The organism is Cypionkella sp., from assembly GCF_036782355.1.
Taxonomy (GTDB): Bacteria; Pseudomonadota; Alphaproteobacteria; order Rhodobacterales; family Rhodobacteraceae; genus Cypionkella.
Genome location: NZ_DAIPZF010000020.1, coordinates 1 through 26,525 on the forward strand (window position 1 = coordinate 1; position 26,525 = coordinate 26,525).

Annotated in this window: 24 protein-coding genes and 1 pseudogene; 12 read left to right on the forward strand and 13 right to left on the reverse strand. The window is 59.6% G+C overall.

All coding sequences use genetic code 11. The features are described 5' to 3' along the window. Positions 1–176: 176 nt before the first annotated feature. From V7Q10_RS09290 to V7Q10_RS09310, 5 genes and pseudogenes are all read left to right on the forward strand, one after another. The gene (locus tag V7Q10_RS09290; protein WP_333868807.1) at positions 177–683 is read left to right on the forward strand and encodes a spore coat protein U domain-containing protein; all 507 of its coding nucleotides are present in this window, start codon (positions 177–179) and stop codon (positions 681–683) included. Positions 684–709: 26 nt separating this feature from the next. Beyond that, entirely contained in the window at positions 710–1,138 is a 429-nt protein-coding gene (locus V7Q10_RS09295) for a fimbrial biogenesis chaperone (protein WP_333868808.1), read from the forward strand. Between the two features lie 679 nt (positions 1,139–1,817). After that, positions 1,818–2,285: pseudogene (locus V7Q10_RS09300) on the forward strand (fimbria/pilus outer membrane usher protein); the annotation flags it as partial. A gap of 667 nt (positions 2,286–2,952) precedes the next feature. Then, positions 2,953–3,537 (forward strand): fimbria/pilus outer membrane usher protein, encoded by a 585-nt coding sequence (locus V7Q10_RS09305; protein WP_333868809.1) that lies wholly within the window; start codon positions 2,953–2,955, stop codon positions 3,535–3,537. After that, the gene (locus V7Q10_RS09310; RefSeq protein ID WP_333868810.1) at positions 3,534–4,460 is read left to right on the forward strand and encodes a Csu type fimbrial protein; all 927 of its coding nucleotides are present in this window, start codon (positions 3,534–3,536) and stop codon (positions 4,458–4,460) included. The genes V7Q10_RS09305 and V7Q10_RS09310 overlap by 4 nt, the downstream gene beginning before the upstream one ends. 9 nt (positions 4,461–4,469) lie before the next feature. On the opposite strand, the gene V7Q10_RS09315 is transcribed toward V7Q10_RS09310, so the two are convergent. Then, positions 4,470–5,081, reverse strand: coding sequence for a nucleotidyltransferase family protein (locus V7Q10_RS09315; RefSeq protein WP_333868811.1), 612 nt, complete (start codon positions 5,079–5,081; stop codon positions 4,470–4,472). Positions 5,082–5,138: 57 nt separating this feature from the next. After that, positions 5,139–7,562: a GcvT family protein gene (locus V7Q10_RS09320; protein WP_333868812.1), complete on the reverse strand. Its 2,424-nt coding sequence runs from the start codon at positions 7,560–7,562 to the stop codon at positions 5,139–5,141. A 179-nt stretch (positions 7,563–7,741) separates the two neighbouring features. Here V7Q10_RS09320 and V7Q10_RS09325 point away from each other — a divergent pair, with 179 nt between their 5' ends. Next, positions 7,742–9,286 (forward strand): ArnT family glycosyltransferase, encoded by a 1,545-nt coding sequence (locus V7Q10_RS09325; RefSeq protein ID WP_333868813.1) that lies wholly within the window; start codon positions 7,742–7,744, stop codon positions 9,284–9,286. Here the strand turns inward: V7Q10_RS09325 and V7Q10_RS09330 are convergent. The 6 genes from V7Q10_RS09330 to V7Q10_RS09355 all read right to left on the reverse strand — a co-directional run bounded on the left by V7Q10_RS09330 (position 9,270) and on the right by V7Q10_RS09355 (position 15,540). Beyond that, positions 9,270–10,568 (reverse strand): branched-chain amino acid ABC transporter permease, encoded by a 1,299-nt coding sequence (locus tag V7Q10_RS09330; protein ID WP_333868814.1) that lies wholly within the window; start codon positions 10,566–10,568, stop codon positions 9,270–9,272. The genes V7Q10_RS09325 and V7Q10_RS09330 overlap by 17 nt on opposite strands. A gap of 1 nt (position 10,569) precedes the next feature. After that, positions 10,570–11,574, reverse strand: coding sequence for a branched-chain amino acid ABC transporter permease (locus V7Q10_RS09335; RefSeq protein ID WP_333868815.1), 1,005 nt, complete (start codon positions 11,572–11,574; stop codon positions 10,570–10,572). A gap of 4 nt (positions 11,575–11,578) precedes the next feature. Further along, positions 11,579–12,289 (reverse strand): ABC transporter ATP-binding protein, encoded by a 711-nt coding sequence (locus V7Q10_RS09340; RefSeq protein WP_333868816.1) that lies wholly within the window; start codon positions 12,287–12,289, stop codon positions 11,579–11,581. Beyond that, on the reverse strand, positions 12,282–13,070 hold the full coding sequence (locus V7Q10_RS09345; protein ID WP_333868817.1) for an ABC transporter ATP-binding protein: 789 nt from the start codon (positions 13,068–13,070) through the stop codon (positions 12,282–12,284). Before V7Q10_RS09345 ends, V7Q10_RS09340 begins: the two co-directional genes overlap by 8 nt. A 106-nt stretch (positions 13,071–13,176) precedes the next feature. Beyond that, entirely contained in the window at positions 13,177–14,367 is a 1,191-nt protein-coding gene (locus V7Q10_RS09350; protein WP_333868818.1) for an ABC transporter substrate-binding protein, read from the reverse strand. Positions 14,368–14,514: 147 nt separating this feature from the next. Beyond that, complete coding sequence (locus tag V7Q10_RS09355; RefSeq protein WP_333868819.1) at positions 14,515–15,540, reverse strand: GlxA family transcriptional regulator; 1,026 nt, start codon at positions 15,538–15,540, stop codon at positions 14,515–14,517. 154 nt (positions 15,541–15,694) lie between these two features. On the opposite strand from V7Q10_RS09355, the gene V7Q10_RS09360 reads away from it, so the two are divergent. After that, complete coding sequence (locus V7Q10_RS09360) at positions 15,695–17,065, forward strand: class II 3-deoxy-7-phosphoheptulonate synthase (protein ID WP_333868820.1); 1,371 nt, start codon at positions 15,695–15,697, stop codon at positions 17,063–17,065. A 60-nt stretch (positions 17,066–17,125) separates the two neighbouring features. Here the strand turns inward: V7Q10_RS09360 and V7Q10_RS09365 are convergent, their stop codons facing one another. Continuing rightward, positions 17,126–17,758 carry a PAS domain-containing protein gene (locus V7Q10_RS09365; RefSeq protein ID WP_333868821.1) on the reverse strand — a complete coding sequence of 211 codons (633 nt, stop codon included), beginning with the start codon at positions 17,756–17,758 and terminating at the stop codon, positions 17,126–17,128. A gap of 174 nt (positions 17,759–17,932) precedes the next feature. Here V7Q10_RS09365 and V7Q10_RS09370 point away from each other — a divergent pair, with 174 nt between their 5' ends. The 4 genes from V7Q10_RS09370 (at position 17,933) to V7Q10_RS09385 (ending at position 20,888) form a co-directional block, all read left to right on the forward strand. After that, complete coding sequence (locus V7Q10_RS09370) at positions 17,933–18,829, forward strand: YicC/YloC family endoribonuclease (protein ID WP_333868822.1); 897 nt, start codon at positions 17,933–17,935, stop codon at positions 18,827–18,829. After that, positions 18,830–19,465: a guanylate kinase gene (gene gmk, locus V7Q10_RS09375; RefSeq protein ID WP_333868865.1), complete on the forward strand. Its 636-nt coding sequence runs from the start codon at positions 18,830–18,832 to the stop codon at positions 19,463–19,465. Then, the gene (locus V7Q10_RS09380; protein ID WP_333868823.1) at positions 19,462–19,983 is read left to right on the forward strand and encodes a gamma carbonic anhydrase family protein; all 522 of its coding nucleotides are present in this window, start codon (positions 19,462–19,464) and stop codon (positions 19,981–19,983) included. The genes gmk and V7Q10_RS09380 overlap by 4 nt, the downstream gene beginning before the upstream one ends. A gap of 77 nt (positions 19,984–20,060) precedes the next feature. Continuing rightward, positions 20,061–20,888, forward strand: coding sequence for an FkbM family methyltransferase (locus tag V7Q10_RS09385; RefSeq protein ID WP_333868824.1), 828 nt, complete (start codon positions 20,061–20,063; stop codon positions 20,886–20,888). Between the two features lie 95 nt (positions 20,889–20,983). Here the strand turns inward: V7Q10_RS09385 and gap (V7Q10_RS09390) are convergent, their stop codons facing one another. The 3 genes from gap (V7Q10_RS09390) to gap (V7Q10_RS09400) all read right to left on the reverse strand — a co-directional run bounded on the left by gap (V7Q10_RS09390) (position 20,984) and on the right by gap (V7Q10_RS09400) (position 23,229). Beyond that, entirely contained in the window at positions 20,984–21,985 is a 1,002-nt protein-coding gene (gene gap, locus V7Q10_RS09390) for a type I glyceraldehyde-3-phosphate dehydrogenase (protein WP_333868825.1), read from the reverse strand. A gap of 90 nt (positions 21,986–22,075) precedes the next feature. Then, the gene (locus tag V7Q10_RS09395) at positions 22,076–22,219 is read right to left on the reverse strand and encodes a hypothetical protein (RefSeq protein ID WP_333868826.1); all 144 of its coding nucleotides are present in this window, start codon (positions 22,217–22,219) and stop codon (positions 22,076–22,078) included. 11 nt (positions 22,220–22,230) lie between these two features. Next, on the reverse strand, positions 22,231–23,229 hold the full coding sequence (gene gap / locus V7Q10_RS09400) for a type I glyceraldehyde-3-phosphate dehydrogenase (protein ID WP_333868827.1): 999 nt from the start codon (positions 23,227–23,229) through the stop codon (positions 22,231–22,233). 181 nt (positions 23,230–23,410) lie between these two features. On the opposite strand from gap (V7Q10_RS09400), the gene V7Q10_RS09405 reads away from it, so the two are divergent. Then, complete coding sequence (locus V7Q10_RS09405) at positions 23,411–24,382, forward strand: DUF808 domain-containing protein (protein ID WP_333868828.1); 972 nt, start codon at positions 23,411–23,413, stop codon at positions 24,380–24,382. Positions 24,383–24,413: 31 nt separating this feature from the next. Here V7Q10_RS09405 and tkt read toward each other — a convergent pair whose 3' ends face one another. After that, positions 24,414–26,429, reverse strand: a complete 2,016-nt coding sequence (gene tkt, locus V7Q10_RS09410; protein WP_333868829.1) for a transketolase — start codon at positions 26,427–26,429, stop codon at positions 24,414–24,416. Positions 26,430–26,525 lie beyond the last annotated feature (96 nt).

The window sequence follows — 26,525 nt, forward strand, 5'->3', positions numbered from 1 at the left end:
CTAAAGCAACGGCATAAGCGAATATATCGACTCTAAATGATTTAAAACGTCATATTTCTGTTTTATTTCAGTATTTAGATAGATTTTTGTGAATATAACGTTATGAGGCCCAAGGACTTTCGAACTTCTTTGATCGTCCCTAATCCAACTGCTGTCGCAGTGGAAGAAAGACTTTAATGAAAACGAGTTCTACTTTGGCGAGCGCTTTTTGCGCCTTGCTGGTTTTTGCGCCTTTGACGGTTTCTGCTGCTGAAACAGCGGCGGGCAATATCGCGGTCAGCGCGACGGTCGCGCGGTTTTGCACGCTGTCTGCTGGGGCGATGAACTTTGGCCAGATCAGCCGTTCGGCGCATACTACGGCATCCTCGTTGATCACCTTGACCTGCAACGCCGCAGGTGGTGCGCCTTCGACGATCATTGTTGGCGGTGGCCTGAATTCGGCGAATGCGGTCGGGGCTGTGCGCGCGATGAAAGCCAATACCGGTGATTACTTGCCTTATTTATTGGTTTTGGCGCCTATTACCTTGACTGATATGGCTATTAACGAAGTGGCAACCCTGGTGGCTGACACTGGCGATAAGGTTTATACCGTGACGCTTTATGGTGATATTGCCAATGGCGGAAATCCTGCGATGGGCAGCTTTAGCGATACCATCGGCCTTACCGTGACCTTTACACCGTGATCTGGCTGTTGCCAAGGCTGAGGGCCGTGGCTGCGATCGGGCTGATGCTGGGGGCCGGCAGTCTAAGTTCTATGGCTTTTGCCACCGAGTTCATGGTCTCGCCGACCTCGATCCAGGTGGCCGGCGATGTGACGACGGCCATTCTGAAGGTCAAGGTCAGCGGGCCGGGCGAAAGTTTGGGGCAGGTGCGGGTGATGCGCTGGCTGCGCGATGGTGGTCAAGGCACGCTGGTGGCGACGCGCGATGTGGTGGCAAGTCCGCCTGCACTGCGGATGAAGCCCAATCAGGAAATCACCATCCGTCTGGTGCGGACGGCGAAAACAGCGGTGCGGGGACAAGAATGTTATCGGGTTTTGATCGACCAATTGCCAAGCCGCAGGCCTGCGAAATTAACGCTGAACTTTGCCATTCGGCTATCGGTGCCTTTGTGTTTTGGTAGCAAAGCTGACCCTTAGCGCCCTGCGACCCCCGAGCCTTTGTCTGGGTCTTTGCTTTGGCCTTGGTCGAGGCGGGGTGGTCTTGGCTGCGCTTGTACTGTTTGCAGGCTTTGCGCCGCAACCGGCATGGGCGCAGTCCGATCTTTCGGGGCTGTCGTTTCAGGCGGCAGCAGAGGCCAATCAGACGCTGTTTCTGCTGGTCTATATCAATGGGCGCGACACGGGCGTGATCAGTGAGTTTCAGCTGCTCTTGCCCTTTGATCGGATGTCGGCACAGGCGCAGGATCTAGAGCTTGCCGGCCTTGCAGTGCCCCGGGCCTTGGGTAAGACGGTGTTTCTGGATCAGATCTCCGGTCTCAGCTATGATTATGATCCTGATGCGCAGGCGATGTATTTGACGGTTCCGCCCGCCATGCTGATGCCGGTGGCGCTTTCAGCGGTGGCGGCGCAAGACCCGTTGCAGGCGCAAGGCGGCTATGGGGTGGTGTTGAACTATCAAGTCAGCAGCAACCTTGGTGATAACATTCTGTTTGAGGGCTTTCGACCCAGCACGCTCTTTGCCGGGTTAGAGCTGCGGGCTGTCACGCCTTTTGGCGTGCTGACCCAGACCGGATCCTTAAACGCTGATTTGACCAGCAGGGCTGCGGCGAGGTTCAGCCGCTATGACACCGCTTTTACGCTGCAAAGCCCCAGCCGGATGTTAAGCCTGACGTTGGGCGATGTCAGCACTGGCGGTTTGGCTTGGACGCGGCCGGTGCGCATGGGCGGGGTGCAGCTGCACCGCGATTTCTCGCTGCGCGATGATGTGATGACCAATCCGCTGCTGTCTTATGCTGGCATGGCCAATCTGCCCTCGACGCTTGAAGTTTATGTCGACAATGTGCGTGCCTATTCTGGTGCGATCGAGCCCGGGCCTTTCACCTTAAGCCATGTGCCGATGATCACCAGCAGTGGCGAGGCGGTGTTTGTGCTGCGTGATGAAGGCGGCAGCGAGCAGGTGGCGCGGGTGCCGTTTTTCGCCACCCAAAGCCTGCTCGCTAAGGGGGTTTTGGATTACAGCCTTGATCATGGCCGGCTGCGGCGGGCTTTTGGCAATGCGGCGGAAAACTACAGCGGGCGTGCGGCAAGTGCTGTCAGCCTGCGCTATGGGGTGACGGATCGGCTGACGCTTGAGGCGCATGGCGAGACGATGGCGGGTTTGGCGGTGGTGGGGCTGGGGTTGGGGGCTGCGCTGTTTCACCGCGCCGAGATCAACTTGGCCGCTGGAAAAAGCCAAAACGGGGTGCAAAGCGGTGGCTTTTGGACGGCCTCTTTGCGCAGCGAGCTTTTGGGCGTTGGGCTGCGGCTCCGCATGCGGCGCAATCTTGCCGGCTATCAGGATCTAAGCACAGCCTTTCAACCGCAGCTGGGGCAAGATGGGGTGCAGGCCACCGATGCGCTGTTTCTTACCTTCCCGCCAAGGGCCAAGGGCGACAGCTTTGGCCTGAGCCTGATCCATACCAAGCGCGACAGCGGCAGCAATCTGATCGTCTCGGCCTCTTACGGCTTTCGCCGCCGCGCACAAAAAACGGCGCTGCGCTTTAACGCCTTTCAGGACCTGGTCGGAGATGGCGGCGCTGGCGTCTCGATGGCGGTGTCGATGCCATTGGGCCTGCGCACCTATCTAAGCGCCGATCTGCGGCAGGACAGCCGACAGGGGGGGGACGCTGTCTTCCAGCCTGTCGCGCCATGCCAGCCGTGCGGCGGGCAGCTTTGGCTATACGCTCAATCTTTCGGACACCGCGGCCAGTGTGCGCGGCACCTATCAAAGCCGGATTGGGCGCGCCGAGCTTGTGTTGAACAAGGCGCAACAGCGTGTCACTGCGCGCGCCAGTTTAGAGGGGGCTTTGGTCTTTGCCGGCGGCGGGCTTTTTGCCAGCCCGCCGATCCAAGACGCCTTTGCGGTGGTCAAACTGGGGGTGCCGCAGGTTCCTGTGCAGCTGAACAACCGCGAAGCCGCACGCACGGGCCTGTTTGGCAGGGCGCTTCTGCCGGATTTGCAATCCTACCGGATCAATAAAATCTCGGTCAATCCGCTGGATGTGCCGCTTGACATCAATCTGGCGGCGACAGCGCAAGATGTGGTGCCAGCGCGCGGGGGTGGGGTCACGGTTGATTTTCGCGGTGGTTCTCCCAATGCCGCGATTGTGGTTTTGCGCGATGTGGCGGGGGGCTTTGTGCCCAGCGGTGCGATTGCCCGCCTGCGCGGGACGGGTGAGGATTTCGTGGTTGGATATGATGGCGAGGTCTGGGTCGAGGGGTTGCACAAGCACAACCGACTGAGCGTCAGCACCCAGACCAGCCGCTGCGAGGCCGCGTTTGCCTATGAAAAAGTCAAAGGCCTGCAAGCCTATATTGAAGGTGTGATCTGCAAATGAGGTCGATGATTTTGACTTTCGGTTTTGCGCTGCTGCTGCCCTGTGCGGCGCAGGCGGGTTTGGTGTGTCGGGCTGATATTGCCTCATTGGATTTCGGGGTGATCTCGGTGCGCGACGGGGTTGTGCTGCAAACCAGCGGGCCGGTGGCGATCTCTTGCAGCGGTGGCACGGCGGGGGCGGTGGTGCAGAGCTGTGTCAGTCTGGGCGCAGGCAGCGGCGGCGCGGCGGCAGGGCAATCGCCGCGCAGCCTTGCGGGGCAGGGGCTTGCCCCGCTCAGCTATCAGCTGACTGGTCAGAACAGCTTTTCCCACGGAGGTGAGGTCTGGCAGATGCGCAGCTATCCGTTGACCTTGGACGCCAATGGTGCGGCTTTGATCACACCGATGCTTTATGGCGAGATCACCGCGATTGGGGCAGAGGCGGTGGTGGGGCTTTACACCTCGAGCTTTGATGCGGGCCTTGGAGCCACGATGACCTATGGTGAGGTCAGCTGCACCCAGACCGGCGTTGCCAGCAGCTTTAGCGTCAGGGCCGAGCTGACATCCAGTTGCAGCGTCAGCGTCACCGCGATGGATTTCGGCCTGATCTCGCGCCAGATCACCGCGCCGATCGATCAAAGCGCGCAGATCACCGTCTCTTGCACCAATGCCGCGCCCTATACGGTTGGGCTTGGCTTTGGCCTGCATGCGGTGGATGCGGGGCCAAGCGGACGGCGCATGCTCAGTGGCAGCGATTTGCTGGCCTATGGGGTTTATCACGACGCGGGCCGCAGCCTGGACTGGGGCACCAGCCCTGCCAGTCAGACCGCAGGCACCGGCAGTGGCAGCGCCCAAGTGCTGACGGTTTTTGGCCGGATTTTCAGCCCGCAAACGCCCGCCACCGGAAGCTATAGCGATCAGATCGTTGTCACCGTGACCTATTAGCGCGGCGCTTTAGGGTGTTGCTTTTGCCGCCGAGGGCTTGGCCTTTGCGCGCCAAGCCGCCCAATCCTCGGGCGTGTCCAGATCGGTGAGCGCATGCTCTGCCGCCAGCGGGCACAGCCGGATCCGGTTTGCGTTTGCCCCCAGCACCGCACGAGCGCCTGCATCGCCCAAGATCTCTTGTAACTGTCCCACCAGATCGGCAGGGAAAATCACCGGATGGCCTGCGAGCCCACCGGCACTTGCACCACGCCAAATCGCCTGCGGCGCCGCCGCAAAGGCCTGGGTCAGGGTCTGCAAATCGCTGTGGTCAAGCTCGGGCATATCGGCGGGCAGGATCATTACGCTGCCGCTTGCCCCCAGACTGCCGGCGCGGATCGAGGCCGCCATGCCTTCGGAGGCCTGCACCACCCAAGCAATCTGAAGCTTCAAGCCCCGCAAGACCGCATGACGCGCCACATCGCTGGGTCGCAGCGTCACCACGACATCGGCGCAAAGCCCAAGCGCTAGCATGGCTTGGCGTCGCAGCAGTGGCATGGCCTCGACTTGCTCCAGCAGCTTGTCGCCGCCGCGCATCCGCGAAGAGGCACCTGCCGCCGGAATAACAATTCGTAGCCCCTGCATCGCTGCCCTTTGCAACCGCTGATCTGCCCCTATCTTGCACGATAAGGGCAGGCTTTGTCAGCCCCGCATCCTTGCGCCGTCGCCATCCCAAAGCGGGGCCAGATGCACCACGGCGCGCCGCCGCTCGCCCAAGATCTCGATCTCGCATTCCAGACCATCTTTGATCTTGTCGGCAGGCAAGAACCCCAGCGCCACCGACTTTTGGCTGAAATGCGCATAGCCGCCCGAGGTGCAATAGCCCACCACCGCGCCCTCAAGCCAGATCGGCTCCCAAGCCACCACATCGGCGTCTTTGGCATCGACAATAAAGGTCACCAGACGGCGTTTCGCGCCTGCCGCCTTTTCGGCCATCGCAGGGGCCTTGCCGATCCAATCGGCGTCTTTGTTCCAGCGGATAAAGCGGTCAAGCCCGGTTTCGCAAGGTGTATAATCGGGGCTGAATTCGCGCCCCCAAGACCCGAACCATTTGTCCAGCCGCAGGCTCATCATCGCCCGCATGCCAAAGGCGCGCAGGCCCAGATCGCTGCCGGCGGCCGTCAGCACATCCCAAAGATGGCGCACCGACATATGGTCGGTAAAGATCTCGTAACCCAGATCGCCGGTATAGCTGACGCGCTGCACGATGCAATTTGCCATGCCCACGGTCATCGGTTTGACATCCATGAACTTGAAGGCTTCGGCCGAGACATCGGCGCGGGTGACGCGCGACAACAGCTCGCGCGCCTTTGGCCCCGCAATTTGAAAGCCCGAGCGGGCATCCGAGATATTCTCGACCGTGACACCCTCGGTCATATTCTGTTCAAACCAGCGCTGATGCCAGCCCTGCGCGCCATAGCTGGCGGTCAGCTGGAATTCCTGCTCGGACAGACAAGACACGGTGAAATCGCCAAAGATCTTGCCCGAATGCGCCAGCATCGGTGTCAGGCTAAGGCGGCCAACCTTTGGAATGGTGCCGGCCATGATGCGATCAAGCCAAGCGCGGGCCTTGGGGCCTTTGACAAGGTATTTGCCAAAGTTCTGCACCTCGTTGATGCCAACGCCTTCGCGCACGGCCATGACCTCTTGGCGCGTGGCCTCCCAAGCGTTCGAGCGTTTGAAGGTGGGGGTCTCATAGACCGGCTCGTTGGGCAAAGCGTAGTAGTTTGGCACTTCCAGCCCGTATTGCTGGCCCCAAACCGCGCGCATCTCGGTGAATTTGTCATACATCGGGGTGACGCGGAACGGCCGGGCTGCCGGGCGTTCTTCGTTCGGATAGCCGACCGAAAACCGCATCTGATAATTCTCGATCACCTTGGGCACGGTATAGCCGGGCGAGGTCCAGGTGCCAAAGCGGCTGACGTCAAAGCCGCGCGGGTCGCGTTCGACCTCGCCTTCGATCATCCATTGCGCCAGCGCCAGCCCCATGCCGCCGCCTTGGCTAAAGCCTGCCATCACCGCACAGGCCGACCAATAGTTCTTTAGCCCCTGCACAGGCCCAATCAGCGGGTTGCCATCGGGGGCAAAGGTAAAGGGACCGTGGATCACCCGCTTGACGCCCGAGCGTTCCAGCACGGGGAAACGCCGATAGGCAAAGTTCACCGAATCTTCGATCTTATCAAAGGATTCGTTCAACAGCTCGTGGCCAAAGGTCCAGGGCGTGCCATCAACCGACCAAGGCTCGCAGGGCTTTTCATAAAAGCCGATACACAGCCCGCGCCCCTCTTGGCGCAGATAGCTTTCGCCGCCCGGATCCATCACATGCGGGAATTCCTTGCCGGTTTTCAGAATATCCATGATCTCGGGGATATCATCGGTGACCAGATATTGGTGCGCCATTGGCAAAAGCGGCAGGTAAACCCCCGCCATCGCGCCAATTTCGCGCGCCCAAAGCCCGCCTGCATTGACCAGATGTTCGCAGTAGACCGTGCCTTTTTCGGTGACCACTTCCCAGCCCTCGGCGGTGGGGTTGGTTTCCAGCACGCGGTTGTGCAGCACAATCTCGGCCCCGCCCATCCGCGCGGCCTTGGCATAGGCGTGGGTGGTGCCCGAAGGGTCAAGGTGGCCATCCAGCGGGTCGTAAAGCGCGCCGACAATGCCTTCCAGATTGACCAGACCCGAGGTAAAGGCCTTGATCTCTTCCGGCCCCAAAATCTCGGTATCCAGCCCCATATAGCGGTGCTTGGCGCGTTCGGCCTTTAGCTGGTCAAAGCGTTCATGGGTGTCGGCCAGCGTGATGCCGCCAACATGGTGCAGCCCGCAAGACATGCCGGTGATCGCCTCCAGCTCTTTGTAAAGCCGGATGGTATAGCCTTGCAAAGCGGCCATATTGGTGTCGCCGTTCAGGGTGTGAAAGCCGCCTGCCGCATGCCAAGTCGAGCCAGAGGTCAGCTCGGAGCGTTCAATCAGCATCACATCCGACCAACCCAGCTTGGTCAGATGGTAAAGCACCGAACAGCCGACAACGCCACCGCCAATGACCACAACGCGGGTATGGGTTTTCATAGGGAAATCCTTCTTTGCATCCGGCGCGACACGCCTTTTGCTTAGGGATAATCGGTTTTCCGGCGCTCGTCGTTGCTTTTGCGACAAAGATGCGTCGGTTTTGTCGGCTTGTTCGGGCTGATTGCGGCATGGACCAAACATCGGCGCTGCGCTACCAAGACCAAAGGCAAGGGAGAGCGATGATGCGGGTGTCATTTTGGGCGATTTTGGCGGCAACGGCTGGGCTTTTGATGGCGCTGGTGGCGATGCGCCCCTTGCTGCCGATAGATGAGACCCGATATCTAAGCGTGGCTTGGGAGATGTGGCAAAGCCATGATCCGCTGCATCTGACCAAGAATGGTGAGCTTTATACCCATAAGACGCCGTTGTTGTTTGCCATGATCAATTTGGTTTGGCTTGTCACTGGGGTCAGCGAATTTACCGCGCGCTTGGTGGGGCCTGCCTGCGCGGTCGCGATGGTGGCGGGCACGGGGATGCTTGCGCGGCGGTTGTGGCCGCAAGATACCGCGCTGCCGTCGCGGGCGATGCTGGCGCTGATCAGCTTTCCGGTGTTTCTGACCTATGGCTCGTCCACGATGTTTGACGCGCTTTTGGGGCTTTGTGTGCTGGCTGGCGCGGCTGCGATCTGGCGGATCGGGCAGGGCGATCACACAGCACGCGCTTGGGGCGGATTTGGGCTGGCGCTGGCCTTTGGGATCTATGCCAAGGGGCCGGTGATTTTCGTGCATCTGATGCCGCTGCTGCTGGGAATGCGGCTTTGGGCTGAGCATCCGCCGCAGCTGCGCGTGGCCGCCAAGGGCTTTGGTCTGACGCTGCTGGTGACTTTGGCGCTGGTGGCGCTGTGGTTGGTGCCGACTTTGGCCACCGCACCACCGGCCTTTATCAAAGAGCTGCTCTGGACCCAATCGGCCGCACGGGTGGCGGGCGGGATGGCGCATGATCGCCCGCTGTGGTTTTTGATCGCGCTTTTGCCGCTGATCCTGTTTCCTTGGGGCTGGTCTTGGGCGCTTTGGCGCGCGATCGGGCAGGCGTGGCGTGCAGAGCCGGCGTTGCGGTTTTGCGCGCTTTGGGCGGTTTCGGCTTTGCTGTTGTTTTCGATGATCTCGGGCAAGCAGGTGCATTACCTGATCCCGGCCTTTCCGGCGGTGGCGTTGATGGTGGGCTTTGCCAGTGCCAAGGCGCTGCGTGGCTGGGGCGGGGTGGGTCTGGCGATTGCGGCGGTTTTGGCGATTGGTTTGGGGCAGGGGCTGATCGCCATGCCCGCCCATATGGACCCGATTGCGCCGCTTTGGCCGCTGACGGGCTTTGGCGGGGTGCTACTGGCGCTGGCGCTGCTGTCGCGGCTTTTGCCACAAAACATCGGGCGCGTGGCGATGGGGGCGGGCTTTGCGCTGGGGCTGCACGCGGTGATCGTGCTGACCTCGCTTTACCCCAGCTATGACGGGCAAGCCTTGGCCAATCGGCTGGCCCAGCTTGCGCCAAATGGCCTTGCGGTCAGCAATGTTGAATATCATGCCGAGGTGAATTTTCTAGGACGCCTGACCAACCCCGTGGCGCTGACCCCCGATCTGGACAGCCTGCGGCTTTGGGCGCTTGCGCATCCGCAAGGCACGGTGTTTGGCCGCGTAAACGAAAACCCCCTGACGGCCGCGCCGCAGGAGGTTTTCCACTTTATGGGGCAGGATTGGGGGCTTTGGCCCGCTGCGGCTATTTCTCGGGAATAAGCCCCTTGGGGCTAAAGCGCAGCACCAAAAGCAGCACCAAGCCCAAAGTCACCAGCCGCAAATGCGGCGCCGCGGTGATTAGGTGGTCTTTCAGCAGACCATCTGGCATCGGCATAGTGATATAGCCCATCGCCACCGGCCCTGCGTTTTCCACGATCAACCACAGCCACCCCAGCAGCAAGCCGCCCAAGACCGCGCCCCAGTTGTTGCCCGAGCCACCAACGATCACCATCACCCAGATCAGAAAGGTAAAGCGCAGCGGGGTGTAGCTGTTGGGCGTCAGCTGCCCCTCCATCGAGGTCAGCATCGCGCCTGCGATCCCCACGACAACAGATCCGATCACAAAGATCTGCAAATGCCGCGCGGTGACATCTTTGCCCATCGCACTTGCTGCGACCTCGTTGTCGCGGATCGCGCGCATCATCCGGCCCCATGGGCTGTTCAAAGCGCGCTCTGACAAAAAGATCACCGCCAGCAGAACCACGGTAAAGATCAACAGATACAAAAGCTTGACAAAGATCGTCGAGGCTTGGGTCGCATCCAATCCCCAATCGTTGGAAAGCTTTAGAAACTCGGCGCTTTTTTGCAGATCAACCTCGTAGGGCACTGGCCAAGGACGCGGCAGGTCGATGATGTTTTTCACCCCGCGCGCCAGCCAGTCTTCGTTTTTCATCACCGCCAGCACGATCTCGGCGATGCCCAAGGTCGCAATTGCCAGATAATCCGACCGCAGACCCAAGACCGCTTTGCCAATCGCCCAAGCCGCAAGCCCAGCAAACAGCCCCCCCACCGGCCAAGCCAGCAAAGACGGCAGCCCAAGCCCGCCGATATTGCCGGCGGTGGCTGGGTTGAATGCCTCGATTGCATCGGCGGCCGGGTCAAAAATCGCACGATAGGCGAAGAAGCCGCCAATCAGGATCGCGGCCAAGGTCCAGCCGCGCGCGCGCCCCGGTTTCATCTTGCGATGGGCAAAGATCGCCGCAAACAGCACGGCAATGCCAAAGCCAAGGCCAAGCAGCAGACGCGGCCCACCGGCAGCCCAAGCCTCGGGCACGGGTTTGCTGGAAACAATCACCACCGCCAAGCCGCCCAACGCCACCGATCCCATGATGCCGGTGGAAAACAGCCCGGCATAGCCCCATTGCATATTGACGCCCAAAGCCATGATCGCCGAGATCACGCCGATGTTCAAAATCTGCAAAGCAAGGTTCCAGCTTTGGAACATGCCTGTCAGCAAAAACAGCACCCCAACGGCTGCGAAAAGGGAAAGGTTACGCTTCATCTCATTTCCCCTTGAAAATGCCGGTGGGCCGGAACAGCAGCACGATAATCAGAATGGTAAAGCTGACGGCGAATTTGTAATCGGTCGACAGCAGTTGCAGCAGCGTGGTCGGCTCTAGGTCCAAAACCACCAGATAGCCCACGACCTTTTTCCAAGCATAGGTCACAAAGACCTCGGAAAAGGCGACGATAAAGCCGCCGACAATCGCGCCCAAGGGGCTGCCCAGCCCGCCCACCACCGCCGAGGCCGCAATCGGCAACAGCAGTTGGAAATAGATAAAGGGGCGGAAGGATTTGTCCAAACCGTAAAGGGTGCCTGCAATCGTCGCCAGCGCCGCCGCGATGATCCATGTCACCATGACCACGCGTTCGGGGTTGATGCCAGACAGCAGCGCCAGATCTTCGTTGTCGGAATAAGCGCGCATGGATTTGCCCTCGCGGGTGCGCTGCAAGAACCAAAACAGCGCTGCCACGCAAAGCGCCGCCACAAGAACCGAGATCGCGACAGTGCTTTTGACCGCAAGCCCTTCGGTCAGGCCGGTCAAGGCCTTGAACTGACCTGCGGTGATCACAAAGCGCTCGCCGTCCAGAAAATTGCGCTCTTCCGGGCCGATGATGATGCGGGTCAGGCCGTTGGTGATGAACATCACGCCGGTCGAGACGATCACCAGAATGATCGATTTTGCCTTTTTCACGCGATAAAATCGGTAGACCATCCGGTCGGTCGCCAGCACAAAGGCGGCCGTTAGCACGATGCCAAAGGGCAGGGCCAGCAGGGCAGTGGGCAGCGGGCCAAAGCTGATGCCCCAAGATTGGAACAGCCACGTCACCCCGATCACGCACATGGTGCCAAAGGCCATGGTGTCGCCATGGGCAAAGTTGGAAAACCGCAAGATGCCGAAGACCAAGGTCAGCCCCAGCGCCCCCAGCGCCAATTGGCTGCCATAGGCCATGGCCGGCACGAAGACATAGTTCAAAAAGGCGACAAGCGCGTTTAGCATATCCATAGCCTCAACCCCCCAAGAAGGAACGGCGGACCTCTGGGTCGGCCAGCAAAGCTTGTCCGGTGTCAGTAAAGCGGTTCGCGCCCTGCACCAAAACATAGCCTTTGTCTGCAATATCAAGCGCTTGTCGCGCGTTCTGTTCTACCATCAGGATAGAGATTCCGGTGCGGGCCACTTCGATGATGCGGTCAAACAGCTCGTCCATCACGATGGGCGAGACGCCTGCGGTGGGTTCGTCCAGCATCAAAACCTTGGGCTGGGTCATCAGCGCGCGGCCCACGGCCACCTGCTGGCGCTGCCCGCCCGACAGCTCGCCCGCCGCCTGAAACCGCTTTTGTTTCAGGATCGGGAACAGGTCGTAAACCTGCGCCATGGTGTGTTTGATATCGTCTTCGCGGATGAAAGCCCCCATCTCGAGGTTTTCTTCCACCGTCATCGAAGTGAAAATATTGCTGGTCTGCGGCACAAAGCCCATGCCCTTGCGCACGCGGGCCTGTGGCGTCAGCTTGGTAATATCTTCGCCGTCCAGCACCACACGGCCGCCGCGCAAATTCAGCATGCCAAAGACCGCCTTCATCGCGGTGGATTTGCCAGCGCCATTTGGCCCGACGATCACCGCAATCTGGCCCTTGTCGACGGCAATGGTACAGTCGTGCAAGATATCGACCGCGCCATAGCCGCCGGTCATGCTCTCGCCAATCAAAAACGGCTCAGCCATGTGCCGCCCCCTTTACTTTGTTCTTCAGGCCGGTGCCCAGATAGGCCTCGATCACCCGCTCGTTGTTCTTGACCTCGTCGATCGTGCCCTCGGCCAAAACCTTGCCCTCGGCCATGCAGATCACCGGACCACAGATGCGGGCAATGAAATCCATGTCATGTTCGATCACGCAAAAGGTATAGCCGCGCTCTTGGTTCAGCCGCACAATCGCGTCGCCGATGGTGTTCAAAAGCGTGCGGTTGACGCCCGCGCCCACCTCGTCCAGAAACACCATCTTGGCGTCAACCATCATAGTGCGGCCCAGCTCGAGCAGTTTTTTCTGCCCGCCCGAGATGTCAGAAGCGCGGTTGTCGGCCAGATGCGAGATCGTCAGAAACTCGAGCACCTCATCGGCCTTTTCGCGCAGACGCCGTTCTTCGGCGGCAACAGCCCCACGACGAAAACACGCGTTCCACAGGCTTTCGCCCGATTGATTGCCCGGCACCATCATCAGGTTTTCGCGCACGGTCATCGAGCCGAATTCATGCGCAATCTGAAAGGTGCGCAACAGCCCCTTGTCGAACAGCTGATGCGGCGGCAGACCGGTGATGTCTTCGCCGTCCATCCGCACAACCCCCGAGGTTGGCGGCAGTCGTCCTGCGATCACATTGAAAAGCGTGGTCTTTCCCGCGCCATTCGGCCCGATCAATCCGGTGATCGACCCCGATTGGATTTTAAGCGATGCGCCATCAACGGCATGAAAGCCGCCAAAATGTTTGTGCAGGTTTTCGACGTCTATCATCTGGGTTCCCCTGTCTTGGCCTCTTGTCCGCAGCTGCGGCGGGCTTTCTTTATGGCAACGGCCCGAGGAAGACCTCGGGCCGTGCCAAGTTTTGCGTCAGATCAAATTAACGGAACTTTGTGGTTTCGTATTTGCCGTCTTTGATCTCGAATTCGCGGTAGCGACCAGCGCTTTCGCCGGGGCCGATCAGCTCGACAGCCGAACCGCCTTCATAGTCGATGTCTTGACCTGCTGCGAGCAGCTCCATCGCTTTGCCCAGATCGCCGGGGCCGATTTTGACGCCTGGTGCATTGGCAACTTCCATCACCTTGTCTTTGTAGACTTTCGGATCGGTCGAGCCTGCAGCCTGCATCGCCAACATGATCAAAGCCGCTGCGTCATAGCTTTCCATCGCGTAGGGCGAGGTGCCATCCCAAGCAGGCGAGTTGACTTTAGCCATTTCGATCAGCTTGGCAGCACCTTCGGAGTCCGACTGTGCAACTTGGCCATAAGAGCCGTTCAAAGCTGGGCCGATGGCTTCTGGCAGGCTGTCGCCAACCATGCCGCCGGGCAGACCAAAGGTCGAGAACGCGCCGGAATCGAGCGAGGCTTGGATGATGCCCTTGCCGCCCTGATCGAGATAGCCCGCAACCACCAACAGATCGCCACCTGCCGCAGCCAAGGCTGCAACTTCTGCCGAATAGTCAGCCTTGCCGTCTTCGTGGCTGGCGTTGATCGTCACAACGCCGCCAACAGCGGTGAAGGATTCTGCAATCGCTTCGGCCAGACCCTTGCCGTAGTCGTTGTTGGTATAGGTCAGCGCGATGGATTTCACGCCACGCTCGACCAGAACGTCAGCCATGACTTGGCCTTCGCGGGCGTCCGAAGGCGCTGTGCGGAAGAACAAACCGTCGTCTTCAGCGGTCGAGAGCGCTGGCGAAGTGGCCGAAGGCGACACCATGACGATGCCGTTTGGACGGGCCACGTTTTGCAAAATAGCGCCGGTCACACCCGAGCAGTCGCCGCCGACCATGCCTTTGATGCCTTCAGCGGTGACCAAACGCTCTGCAGCGGCGGTGCCGGCTGCCGAGTCGCCACAGGTCGAGTCGCCGCGAACCGAGACAAAGTTCATCCCGTTCAGCGCCTTGCCCGAAGCATTGACTTCCGCCATGGCTTCTTCTGCGGCATTGGCCATATGGCCAGTCAGCGATTCAATCGGGCCGGTGAAGCCGATCAGAATGCCGATCTTTACGTCTTCTGCCGAGGCAGCACCTGCCATCAGCGCCGAAGCTGCTGTGGCGAGAAGTAGTTTTTTCATTGTTATCTCCCATATTGGACCGCAATCCTGCAGGGCAGACTAATGTGAAGGAAATAAAAAGAAAAGTAGATAGCTGAGAGATAAACTCGGGATTCTGCACTTTTCTGGGGGCAGGGCGGGCAAATTTTGCGCGCCTTGCGTGTTGGTTTAGATCGACAATCGCCCTGCGATTGCAGTGCCGGGCATGCCTTGGGTGCCGCGCTCGCGGTAGGGGGTGGTGCTGTAATGGCTGCGGTAGCATTTGGAGAAATGCGACGGGCTTGCAAAACCGCAGGCCAGCGCCACGTTGATCACCGACATATCGGTCTGCATCAGCAGATTGCGCGCCTTTTGCAGCCGCAACTCCATATAGTAGCGCTTTGGGCTGCGGTTCAGATAGCGGCGGAACAGCCGTTCCAACTGCCGCGTCGACATGCCGACATCTTCGGCAAGATCAGCTGGGCTGAGCGGGTCTTCAATAGCGCCTTCCATCATCTGGATGACTTGGCTGAGTTTGGGGTGGCGCACGCCGATGCGGGTCGGGATCGACAGCCGCTGGGTGTCTTGGTCGGTGCGAATGGTCGAATAGATCATCAGATCGGCGACGTTATTGGCCAAATCTTCGCCGTGATCGCTGGCAATGATCCGCAACATCAGATCAATCGAGGAAATCCCCCCCGCCGTAGACCAGCGGTTGCCATCCATCACAAACACCGATTTGGTCAGCTTGACCTCTTCGAATTCCTCGGAAAAGCCGTCTTGGTTTTCCCAATGGATCGTGGCTTTTTTGCCGTCCAAAAGTCCCGACTTGGCCAGCGCATAGGCGCCGGTACACAGGCCGCCAATCGCCACCCCGCGGCGCGCCTCGCGGCGCAGCCAGTTCAGCACCGGCTTGGTGGTGGTCTTTTGGATCTCGATACCGCCACAGACCAAGATCGTGTCGTCGCGCTCGATATCATCCAGCCCGAAATCAAGCTTGAACGTCGCGCCATTCGAGCAGGTCTTCTCGCCGCCGCCCTCGCCACAAAGCGCCCAAGTGTAAACCGGGTAGCCCAAGACGTGGTTGGCCAGCCGCAAAGGCTCGATCGCGCCCGCGAAGTTGATCATGGTGAACTTATCAAGCAACAGGAAAACAAAACGCCGTGGTGCCACGGCCTTCTTCACTTGAGTGGCTTTCGCCGATGGCGCGGACATGTTGCGACCTATATGTGTCGGATTTGCGCGAAGGAAACAGGAATTCAGGCCCGCCGCAAGTGGCTTCTGCGTTAAATTGCCGCCTTTGACCCTTTGCAAGCACGTATAATTTTCATATACCGCCTCCGGTATCGCTAACGGAAGGGAAGCTTGCATGACCAAGGGTTGGAACAAGTCGGACTGGCGCGCAAAACCGCGTGTGCAGATGCCGGATTATCCGGATGCGGCAAACCTTGCCGCGGTCGAAGCGCAGCTTGCCAAATATCCGCCGCTGGTCTTCGCAGGCGAGGCGCGCAAGCTGAAAAAGCAGTTGGCTTTGGCGGCTGAAGGCAAGGCGTTCTTGCTGCAAGGCGGCGATTGCGCCGAAAGCTTTTCCGAATTCTCGGCCGATAACATCCGCGACACCTTCCGCGTGATGCTGCAAATGGCTGTGGTGCTGACCTATGGCGCGAAAGTGCCCGTCATCAAGGTGGGCCGCATGGCCGGGCAATTTGCCAAGCCACGTTCGGCGCCGACCGAAGTGATCGATGGCGTTGAATACCCGTCTTATCGCGGCGACATCATCAATGGCTTTGACGCCAATATGGAGGCGCGTCTGCCCGATCCGCAGCGGATGCTCCAGGCCTACACCCAAGCGGCAGCCTCGCTGAACCTGCTGCGGGCTTTCTCGACCGGCGGTTTTGCCGATATCCACCGCGTGCATTCCTGGACTCTGGGCTTTGCCGAACATGACAAGGCCGAGCGCTACCGCGAGATCTCGAACCGGATTTCCGACGCTTTGGATTTCATGAATGCGGCCGGTGTGAATTCTGAAAACGCGCCGACATTGTCGAGCGTGGATTTCTACACCAGCCACGAATCCTTGCTGCTGGAATATGAAGAGGCGCTGGCCCGCGTTGACAGCATCACCGGCCAAGTGGTTGCAGGTTCGGGCCATATGATCTGGATCGGCGACCGCACCCGCCAGCCAGACGGCGCGCATGTTGAATTTGCCCGCGGCGTGCTGAACCCGATCGGCCTGAAATGCGGTCCCACCACCACTGCCGACGATCTGAAGGTGCTGATGGCCAAGCTGAACCCCGAAAACGAGGCGGGCCGTCTGACCCTGATCGCGCGCTTTGGGGCCGGCAAGGTGGGCGACAACCTGCCGCGTCTTATCAAGGCCGTTCAGGAAGAAGGCGCCAAGGTGGTCTGGTCTTGCGACCCGATGCACGGCAACACCATCAAAGCGGCTTCGGGCTATAAAACCCGCCCCTTCGATTCGGTGCTGCGCGAAGTGCGCGAGTTCTTCCAGATTCACAAAGCCGAAGGCACTGTGCCGGGTGGTGTGCATTTCGAGATGACGGGCAAAGACGTCACCGAATGCACCGGCGGTCTGCGCGCGGTCACCGATGAAAATCTGTCGGATCGCTATCACACCGCTTGCGACCCGCGTCTGAATGCTTCGCAGTCGCTGGAACTGGCTTTCTTGGTGTCTGAAGAATTGTCGGCGCAACGCAACGCTGCACAGCGCGTCGCGCTCTGATCTTTCGGGATCTGTAGCATCAAGGGCAGGGGGAAACCTCTGCCCTTTTGCTTTGGGCAGTTAATCGCGAGAACTGACCAAGCGCAGCGCCGGTCTGGGGGCTGTCATGCGCCGGTCTGGCGCGGTTTTGCTGGCGCTGCTGACCAGCGTTAAGCCCGGCAGCGTTATCGTCTCGTGGTGCAGCTGCGCGATCGCAAAGCGCCTTGGGCTGCGGCCAATCTTTCCCTCGCTGACCAAACAGCCAAGCGCCAGCTGCTGCGTGCCGTTGTCATGCGCCAGCGGCAAGATCTGCATGCAGGCGGCGAGCGCTGGCTGCGCCAAACTGCGCTCGGCCTCTAGATGCAGCGTCAAGATGTTGTGATGGCTAAAGACCTGTTCCAGCTCGTCAGTCAGCCGCGTTCTGGCAACCGGCTCGAAAAAGGAGCCAAGCGGTATCCCGCGCGCGTCCATCCCCAGAAGATCATGCAGATGCATGCCCGACAGCCGAAACCGCGCTTGGCCATGTGCGACGCGCTCGATCAGGAAAACCCGTTCCAACACGCCCGACAGCCCGCGCGGGTCGATATCGCCGCGAGAGGGCAAGCGGCCAGCGTGGCGCAGCGCCTCCCAATAGCCACGCACCAGCTGAAGACAGCTTTGCGCCTCGCTGGACAGCGGCTTTTCAGCCTTTCCCTGATTGAAAAACGTCAACATCTCTTGCCCCTTGGCGCTGCGCCCGCCTAATGTGACCCAAACCAAGGTCCTTGGCCGTCTGTCGCATTCGGTTAAAACTGTCTTGATATACGATAGAATAAGACGGTTTTGGGAACTTTCTAAACATTTGGTAAATGCGCGGCTTTGCCACGGATGGCCCCAAAAGGAGCGAAGATGACGGTATCGATGACAGGCTTTGCAGCGCAAAAAGGGCAGGGGGCTGGCTTTTCCTGGATGTGGGATCTTCGCTCGGTCAATGGCAAGGGTTTGGATCTGCGGCTGCGGGTGCCTGATTGGATTGATGGGTTGGAACATGCGCTTAAGGCCGAGCTGACGCGGCAGCTGCTGCGCGGCAATGTCAATCTGTCGCTGAAACTTGCCCGCGAGGACGAGACTGGCCCAGAGGCGCTGCGGCTGAATGGGGCGATGCTTTCGGGGGTCTTGGCGGCGCTGAAGCAGGTTGAAGATGCGGCGATGCAGGCGGGGGTGACGCTTGGCCAGCCCACGGGGGCAGATGTGCTTGCGGTGCGGGGGGTGATGGAAACCAGCGCGCTTGATAGCGATTCCGCCGCCTTGCGCGCCGCCCTTCTGGCCGATGTAGCGCCGCTTATCGTGGCGTTCAAGGCGATGCGCGCCAGCGAAGGCAAGGCCTTGCAGGCGGTCATCGCCGCGCAGCTGGATCAGATTGCTGTGTTGCTTGTGCAGGCGAAGGCGGAAGTCGATCTGCGCAGCGCCACCGCCGCCCAGACGTTGCAACAGGGCGTCGCCAAGCTGCTTGGCGCGGCCGAAGGCTTGGAGCCCGCGCGGCTGGCGCAAGAATTGGCGCTTTTGGCGGTGAAAACCGATGTCACCGAAGAATTGGACCGGCTGCACGCCCATGTCGAGGCCGCGCGCGCGCTTTTGGCCGAGGCGGGACAAGTTGGACGCAAGTTTGATTTCCTGACGCAAGAGTTCATGCGCGAAGCCAACACGCTGTGTTCGAAATCGCAAAGTCTGGGGCTGACGCGGATCGGGCTTGACCTGAAGACGGTCATAGATCAGATGCGCGAACAGGTTCAAAACGTGGAATAAATCATGCGCAGAGGTCTTTTGCTTATTCTTTCCTCGCCATCAGGAGCGGGAAAATCCACCTTGGCGCGGCGGCTGATGGCTTGGGATCCGACGATCCGCTTTTCAGTCTCGGCCACCACCCGCGCCCCTCGGGTCGGTGAAACCGATGGGCGGGAGTATTATTTTCGCAGCCGAACCGACTTTGAGCAGATGGTGAGAACCGGCGATATGCTGGAACATGCCGAGGTCTTTGGCAATTTCTACGGCTCGCCGCGCGCGCCGGTCGAGGCTGCAATGCAAGAGGGGCGTGACACGCTGTTTGATATTGATTGGCAAGGCGGCCAGCAAATCCGCAACTCGGCGCTGGGGCGCGATGTGGTTTCGATCTTCATTCTGCCGCCCTCGATTGCCGAACTGGAAAGCCGGCTGCGTGGCCGCGCCCAAGACAGCGACTCCGTGATCGCCGACCGCATGGCCAAAAGCCGCGACGAGATCAGCCATTGGGCCGAATATGATTATGTTATTGTTAACTCCGATATTGATATTGCTTTTGCGCAACTGCAAACCATCCTTCAGGCCGAGCGGTTGCGCCGTGACCGTCAGCCCGATTTGGCCGAATTTGTGCGCGCGATGAATAAGGAGTTTACCGACCGATGATTTATTCGCTCGAGGCCATCGCGCCAGAAATTCACCCCTCGGTCTGGGTTGCCGAAACCGCCGTTGTCTTGGGCAAGGTGGTGCTAGAGGAAGAGGCCAGCATCTGGTTTGGTGCGGTGCTGCGTGGCGATAACGATCAGATCAAGGTTGGGCGTGGCAGTAATGTGCAAGAAAACGCGGTGCTGCATACAGATAGCGGCTTTCCTTTAAGCATTGGCGCCAATTGTACCATCGGCCATAAGGCGATGTTGCACGGATGTACGATTGGCGAAGGCACGCTGATCGGCATGGGCGCAACGATCTTGAATGGCGCGAAAATCGGCAAGGGCTGTTTGATTGGGGCCTGTGCGCTGATAACCGAGGGCAAGGAAATTCCCGATGGCTCTTTGGTGATGGGCGCGCCGGCAAAGGTGATCCGCAGCTTGGACGCAGAGGCCGACGCACGACTGCTGCTCTCGGCCGCACATTACCGCGCGGCGGCGCGGCGGATGGCTGCGGGTTTGGTACAGATCGGCTAAGGCGGGCAGGCGGGCTTTGATCGCCATGTTTTGCCTGAAATTTTTTAAACAGTATGCCTGAACAAAGTTTGGTTTTTATGGATATTCGTCCGGCGTCGACCGAGATACAACCCTGTCGGCACGGGATTATGTTCTGGCCAAAGCAGGATCAGGTCATCGGCAAGGCCTTGATGGATTATGGCGAATTTGCTGAAGGCGAGAATATCGTGATGTCGCGCTATCTGCGCGCGGGGGATGTTGCGGTGGATGTGGGGGCCAATGTTGGCACCACAGCGCTTGCGATGGCGCAGCAGGTTGGGCCGCAGGGTCATGTTATCGCCTTAGAGCCGCAGCCAGTGGTGGCCCATTGTCTGGCGGCGGCCCTTGCCGCGAATGGGCTGTCGCAGGTGCGCCTGCTGACCGTGGCGGCTGGCCAGCAAAGCGGTATGGTGAAAATGGATTTCAGCCAGCCCTTAAGCAACCACGGCACCGCGAAAGTTGCCAGCCAAGGCGATAGTGTGCCAATGATCCGGCTTGATGATCTAGAGCTTGCGCGCTGTGCCTTGATCAAAATTGACGTCGAAGGCTACGAATGGCAGGTGATCGAAGGCGCGCGCGCCACGATCGGCCGCCTGCGGCCGACGTTGTATTTCGAGGCCAAACGCCTGCCTGGAACCGAGGCTGCGATGGGCTTTCTGTTGCAGCACGGTTACCGGCTTTATTGGCATTTCTCATTCTTTTTCCGTGCCGATAACTTTCGCAATAAGGCCGAGAACGCCTTTCAGAATTTGGGCGATATGAATGTCTTAGCCGTGCCTGATACCGCTATGCAGCCTGCTGATCTGCCAGAGATCCAGTCCGCGACCGAGGATTGGCAAAAGGTCTATGTCCCGTTTTTCCAATCACGCGGGCTGAAGATGGTTTAGCGCCGGTTTAGAGCTGACCAAGCGGTTGCGATTTGAGGCCGGACACTCTGGATGAAAAAGGGGGCCGCTTGGGCCCCCTTTGTCTATACCTTGGTTTAGATCAGCTTGCCCATCGCCACGGCCGTGTCGGCCATGCGGTTGGAAAAGCCCCATTCGTTGTCATACCAGCTGAGAATCCGCACCATCGTGCCATCCATCACCTTGGTCTGATCCATGTGGAAGATCGAGGAATGCGGGTCGTGGTTGAAGTCGGACGAGACATTCGGCTGATCGGTATAGCCCAAAACCCCCTTAAGGCGGCCATCGGCGGCCTCGCGGATCGCGGCGTTGATCTCTTCGACCGTGGTGGCGCGGCTGGCTTCAAACACCAGATCCACAACCGAGACGTTCGGCGTTGGCACCCGGATCGCGACGCCGTCAAGCTTGCCCTTCAGTTCAGGCAGCACCAGACCAACGGCCTTGGCAGCCCCTGTGCTGGTCGGGATCATCGACAAAGCCGCAGCACGCGCGCGATACAGATCCTTGTGCATGGTGTCCAAGGTCGGCTGATCGCCGGTATAGCTGTGGATCGTGGTCATAAAGCCGCGGGTGATCCCGACGGCGGCGTTCAACACTTGCGCCACAGGCGACAGGCAATTGGTGGTGCAAGAGGCGTTCGAGACCACGATATCGTCTGCGGTCAGGGTGTGGTGGTTGACGCCGTAAACAATGGTCTTATCCGCGCCATCGCCAGGCGCCGAGATCAGCACCCGTTTCGAGCCGTTTTCCAGATGGGCCGCGCATTTTTCTTTGCTGGTAAAGATGCCGGTGCATTCCAGCACGATATCGACATCGCTCCACGGCAGATCGGCGGGATTGCGCAATGCGGTCACCCGGATCGGACCACGGCCAACGTCAATCCAGTCCGGGCCGGTGGTCACTTGATGCGGAAAGCGGCCATGTACCGAATCAAAGCGCAGCAGATGCGCGTTGGTTTCCACTGGGCCCAGATCATTGATGGCAATGACTTCGATATCGGTGCGACCTGCCTCAATGATACCGCGAAGCACATTGCGGCCGATGCGGCCAAATCCGTTGATGGCGACTTTTACGGTCATAAAACTCTCCTGAAATGAGGCGACTCACATGCGGCCTGCTAGCGCTAACATCACGAAAACGACGCAACATTCAACGCCAACATGCCGCATTTAGCGCCAAAACTGTAGATAAATGATAAGATGTTCAAGTTTTCGCAGCAAGAACAGCGAAGCGATGCCGTCATTTAACAAAATATCGGCGCCGGTGGCTGCAAAAATCACCAGCGCCATTACCAGGGCAATTCGGTCGGTCACGACCCCTCCGTTTACTGCAAGAGCCGCCCCATTACCCCAGCCACATCGGCCATTCGGCAAGAAAAGCCCCATTCATTGTCATACCAAGCCAGCACGCGGACCGAACGGCCCACCACTTTGGTCTGATCTGGAGCAAAGATAGACGAAAAAGGTGTATGATTGAAGTCGATAGACACCTTTGGTTCCTCATCATAGGACATCACCATGCCCATGTAGCCCGCGGCGGCCTCTTTGACGATCTGGTTCACCTCGGCCACCGTCACCGATTTCTTGGCGATAAAGGTCAGATCGACGGCCGAGACATTGGGCGTTGGCACCCGCAGCGCCGATCCGTCCAGCAGACCGGCAAGTTCGGGCAGCACCTCGCCAATCGCCTTGGCAGCGCCTGTGCTGGTGGGGATCATCGCCATGGCGGCGGCGCGGGCGCGATACAGGTCTTTGTGGCGGCGGTCCAGCGTCGGCTGATCGCCGGTATAGCTGTGGATCGTGGTCATGATGCCGCTTTCAATGCCGATGGCATCGTTCAAAACCTTGGCCAAGGGGGCAAGGCAATTGGTGGTGCAAGAGGCGTTCGAGACCACCAGATGATCGGGCGTAAGCGCGCGGTGATTGACGCCGTAAACCACCGTCATATCGGCGCGCTTGGCGGGGGCCGAGACCAGCACCCGCTTGGCGCCGCGCCCCAGATGCACGGCGGCAAGGTCGCGGTCGTTGAACTTGCCGGTGCATTCCAACACCACATCGACGCCCTCCCAATCCAGCTCTTCGGGGGCATAGGTGCTCATCACCCGGATCGGACCACGGCCCAGATCCAGCTCGTTGCCGCTGACCTTGACCACGCCGGGGAAGCGGCCATGAACCGAGTCGTATTTCAACAGATGCGCGTTGGTTTCAATTGGGCCTGTGGCATTGATCGCCACCACCTGCACATCATTGCGTGCGCTTTCGGCGATATGGGCCAAGGTGCAGCGACCAATGCGGCCAAACCCGTTAATCCCGATCGTGATCATGCCGCGTCCTTCCCAATGAGTGCTTGCGCTCTGCTATAAAGACAGCCGGTCTGGCTCGAAAGTCAAAAAGCGACGTCTTTTCATGTTGTTAGCGCAAACTTCTGCTGTTGGCGCTAACAGCTTGCCAGTTTGCCAAGCGGCTGGGATAGCGCTAGGATTGGGTAAAATGAGTGAGGGTGGCATGAGTGGTTTGTTAGCGCTTTTGGATGATGTTGCAGCCCTTGCCAAAGTGGCAGCGGCCTCGATTGACGATATTGCCGGCGCTGCGGCGAAAGCGGGCAGTAAGACCGCAGGCGTGGTGATTGACGATGCCGCCGTGACGCCGAAATACGTTGAGGGCTTTGCCGCCGACCGCGAACTGCCGATCATTGGCCGCATCGCGCTTGGCTCTATCCGCAACAAGCTGATGTTTTTGCTGCCCGCAGCGCTGGCGCTGAACGCGTTTTTGCCGCAAGCCATCACGCCTTTGCTGATGCTGGGGGGCTGCTATCTGTGCTTTGAGGGCGCGGAAAAGATCTATCACGTCTTTGCGCCGCAAGGCGTTGCCGAGGTTGCCGCCGATTTCGACGTGAAAGATCCCGCGCATCTGGAAGAAGAAAAGATTGCAGGCGCGATCAAGACCGATTTCATCCTTTCGGCCGAGATTATGACCATCGCCCTTGCCGCCATCCCCGAAAGCGCGCTGTGGATCGAGGCGGCGACCTTGGCGCTGGTGGGGGTGATGATCACGGTGGGCGTTTACGGCGCGGTGGCGCTGATCGTCAAGATGGACGACATCGGGCTTTATATGGCGCGCAAGGCGCGGTTTTCACTGACCCGGGCTTTGGGGCGGGGCTTGGTGCTGGGGATGCCAAAGCTGATGTGGCTTTTGGCCAATATCGGCACTGCGGCGATGCTTTGGGTTGGCGGATCAATCCTGCTGCATGGGGCCGAGGTCTTGGGCTTTGGCGCAGCGGCGCATCTGATCCACGAGCTTGCCTTGGGCGCGGGCCAAGCCTTGGGGCAGGCCGAGGCTGCGGTGGCATGGGCGGTCACGGCCTTTATCGACGGGATCTTCGGCTTGGGCTGGGGCCTGCTGCTGATCCCTGTGGTGACCAAAGTCATCGGGCCGATATGGGCAAAGATCACAGGAAAAGCAAAGGCCGCGCATTAAGCGCGGCCTGTAATCGCTTGATATTCAAAGGTTAAAGCAGGGCTTCAACCTTGGCAACTGTGGCTTCGGCTGTGATGCCGAATTCCTTGTACAAACGTTCCATTGGCGCAGAGGCGCCAAAGCTTGACATGCCAACGAAATCGCATTTGCCATCGCGGCCCCGCTCGCCCAACAGCCAGCGATCCCAGCCCATCCGCACGCCTGCCTCAATCGCAACCCGCACCGGACCTGCGGGCAGGACCTTGCGGCGATAGGCTTCGTCTTGGGCGGCAAACAGCTCCATGCAGGGCATCGAGACCACACGGGTGCCAATCCCCTTGGCTTGCAGCATCTCGCGGGCTTTCAGTGCGATTTCAACTTCGGACCCCGTCGCCATCAAGATCACCTGACGCTTGCCCTCGGCCTCGGCCAGCACATAGGCGCCCTTGGCGGTGAGGTTGGCGTTGTTGTGCACATGGCGCACGGTGGGCAGGTTTTGCCGGCTGAGCGCCAAGACCGAAGGCGTGGTTTTGGCTGTGGCGGCAATTTCCCAAGCCTCGGCCGTTTCCACCAGATCGGCGGGGCGGAAGACATAGGTGTTTGGCGTTGCACGCGAAATCGCCAGATGTTCCACCGGCTGGTGGGTCGGGCCGTCTTCGCCCAGACCGATGCTGTCATGCGTCATCACATAGACCACAGGGATCTGCATCAGCGCCGAAAGCCGCATCGAGGGGCGGGCGTAATCGGTAAAGCACATGAAGGTGCCCGAATAAGGCCGCACACCGCCATGCAGCGCCATGCCGTTCATCGCAGCCGCCATACCATGCTCGCGGATGCCGTAGTAAACATAGCGGCCCTTGCGGTCGTCAGCCGAAAACACGCCCAGATCGGCGGTCTTGGTGTTGTTCGAGCCGGTCAAATCGGCCGAACCGCCCATGGTTTCGGGCAGGATCGGGTTGATCACGGCCAAAACCTTTTCTGAAGCTGAACGTGTTGCAAGCTTTGGTGCGGTCTCGCTTGCGGTTTTCTTTAGCGCGCGAATGGCTTGCGCCAGTTTCTTTGGCGTCTCGGCAGCGAAAATGCGGGTGAATTCGGCTTGTTTTGCGGGCGAAAGTGTCGCCATACGCGTAGCCCAAGCGGCATGGGCATGCGCACCACGGCTGCCAAAAGCCTCCCATTCGGCCTTGATCTTGGCGGGGATCTCGAATGCGGGCGAGGTCCAGCCATAAGCCTCTTTTGCCGCCGCCATTTGCGCGGCATCGGTCAAAGCGCCGTGGCCCTTAGAGGTGTCTTGGGCGGCATGGCCCAAGGCGATATGGGTTTTGCACGAAATCATCGCAGGGCGCGGGCTGGCTTTTGCAGCCGAAAGCGCTGCGTCAATCGCCACCGGATCGTGGCCATCGCATTCAAACACATCCCAGCCCGAAGCCGCAAAGCGCGCCTTTTGATCGGTGACGTCGGAAAGCGAGACCTTGCCGTCGATGGTGATGCCGTTGTTGTCCCACATCACGATCAAACGCGACAGCGCCAGCTTGCCGGCAAGGCCAATCGCCTCTTGGCTGATGCCCTCCATCAGGCAGCCGTCGCCCGCCATGACATAGGTGTAATGGTCTTGCACCTTGGCACCCCAGCGCGCGCGCAGGTTTTCTTCAGCAATCGCAAAGCCAACCGCATTGGCAATGCCCTGACCCAAGGGGCCGGTGGTGGTCTCGACACCTGCCACATGGCCATATTCGGGATGGCCTGCGGTGATCGCGCCCCATTGGCGGAAATTCTTGATCTGCGCCAGCGTCATATCCTCGTAGCCGGTCAGATAAAGCAGCGCATAGATCAGCATCGAGCCATGGCCCGCCGACAGAATAAAGCGATCCCGATCGGCCCAACGCGGCGCCTTGGGGTCAAACTTCAGGTGCTTTTCAAACAGGACCGTAGCGACATCGGCCATGCCCATCGGCATGCCCGAGTGGCCGGAGTTTGCAGCGGCAACGGCATCTAGGGTCAAAGTGCGGATCGCGGCGGCGCGCATCCAGTGATCGGGGTGGCTCTGGCGAAGCGTCTGGATATCCACGGTCGATGTCCTGTCTGTTAAATTCGTGCCCGTGCTGCATATCAGCCTGTGCGGCAAGATCAAGCGCGCCCCGCAAGGCCTTGGAGATAAAGGGGA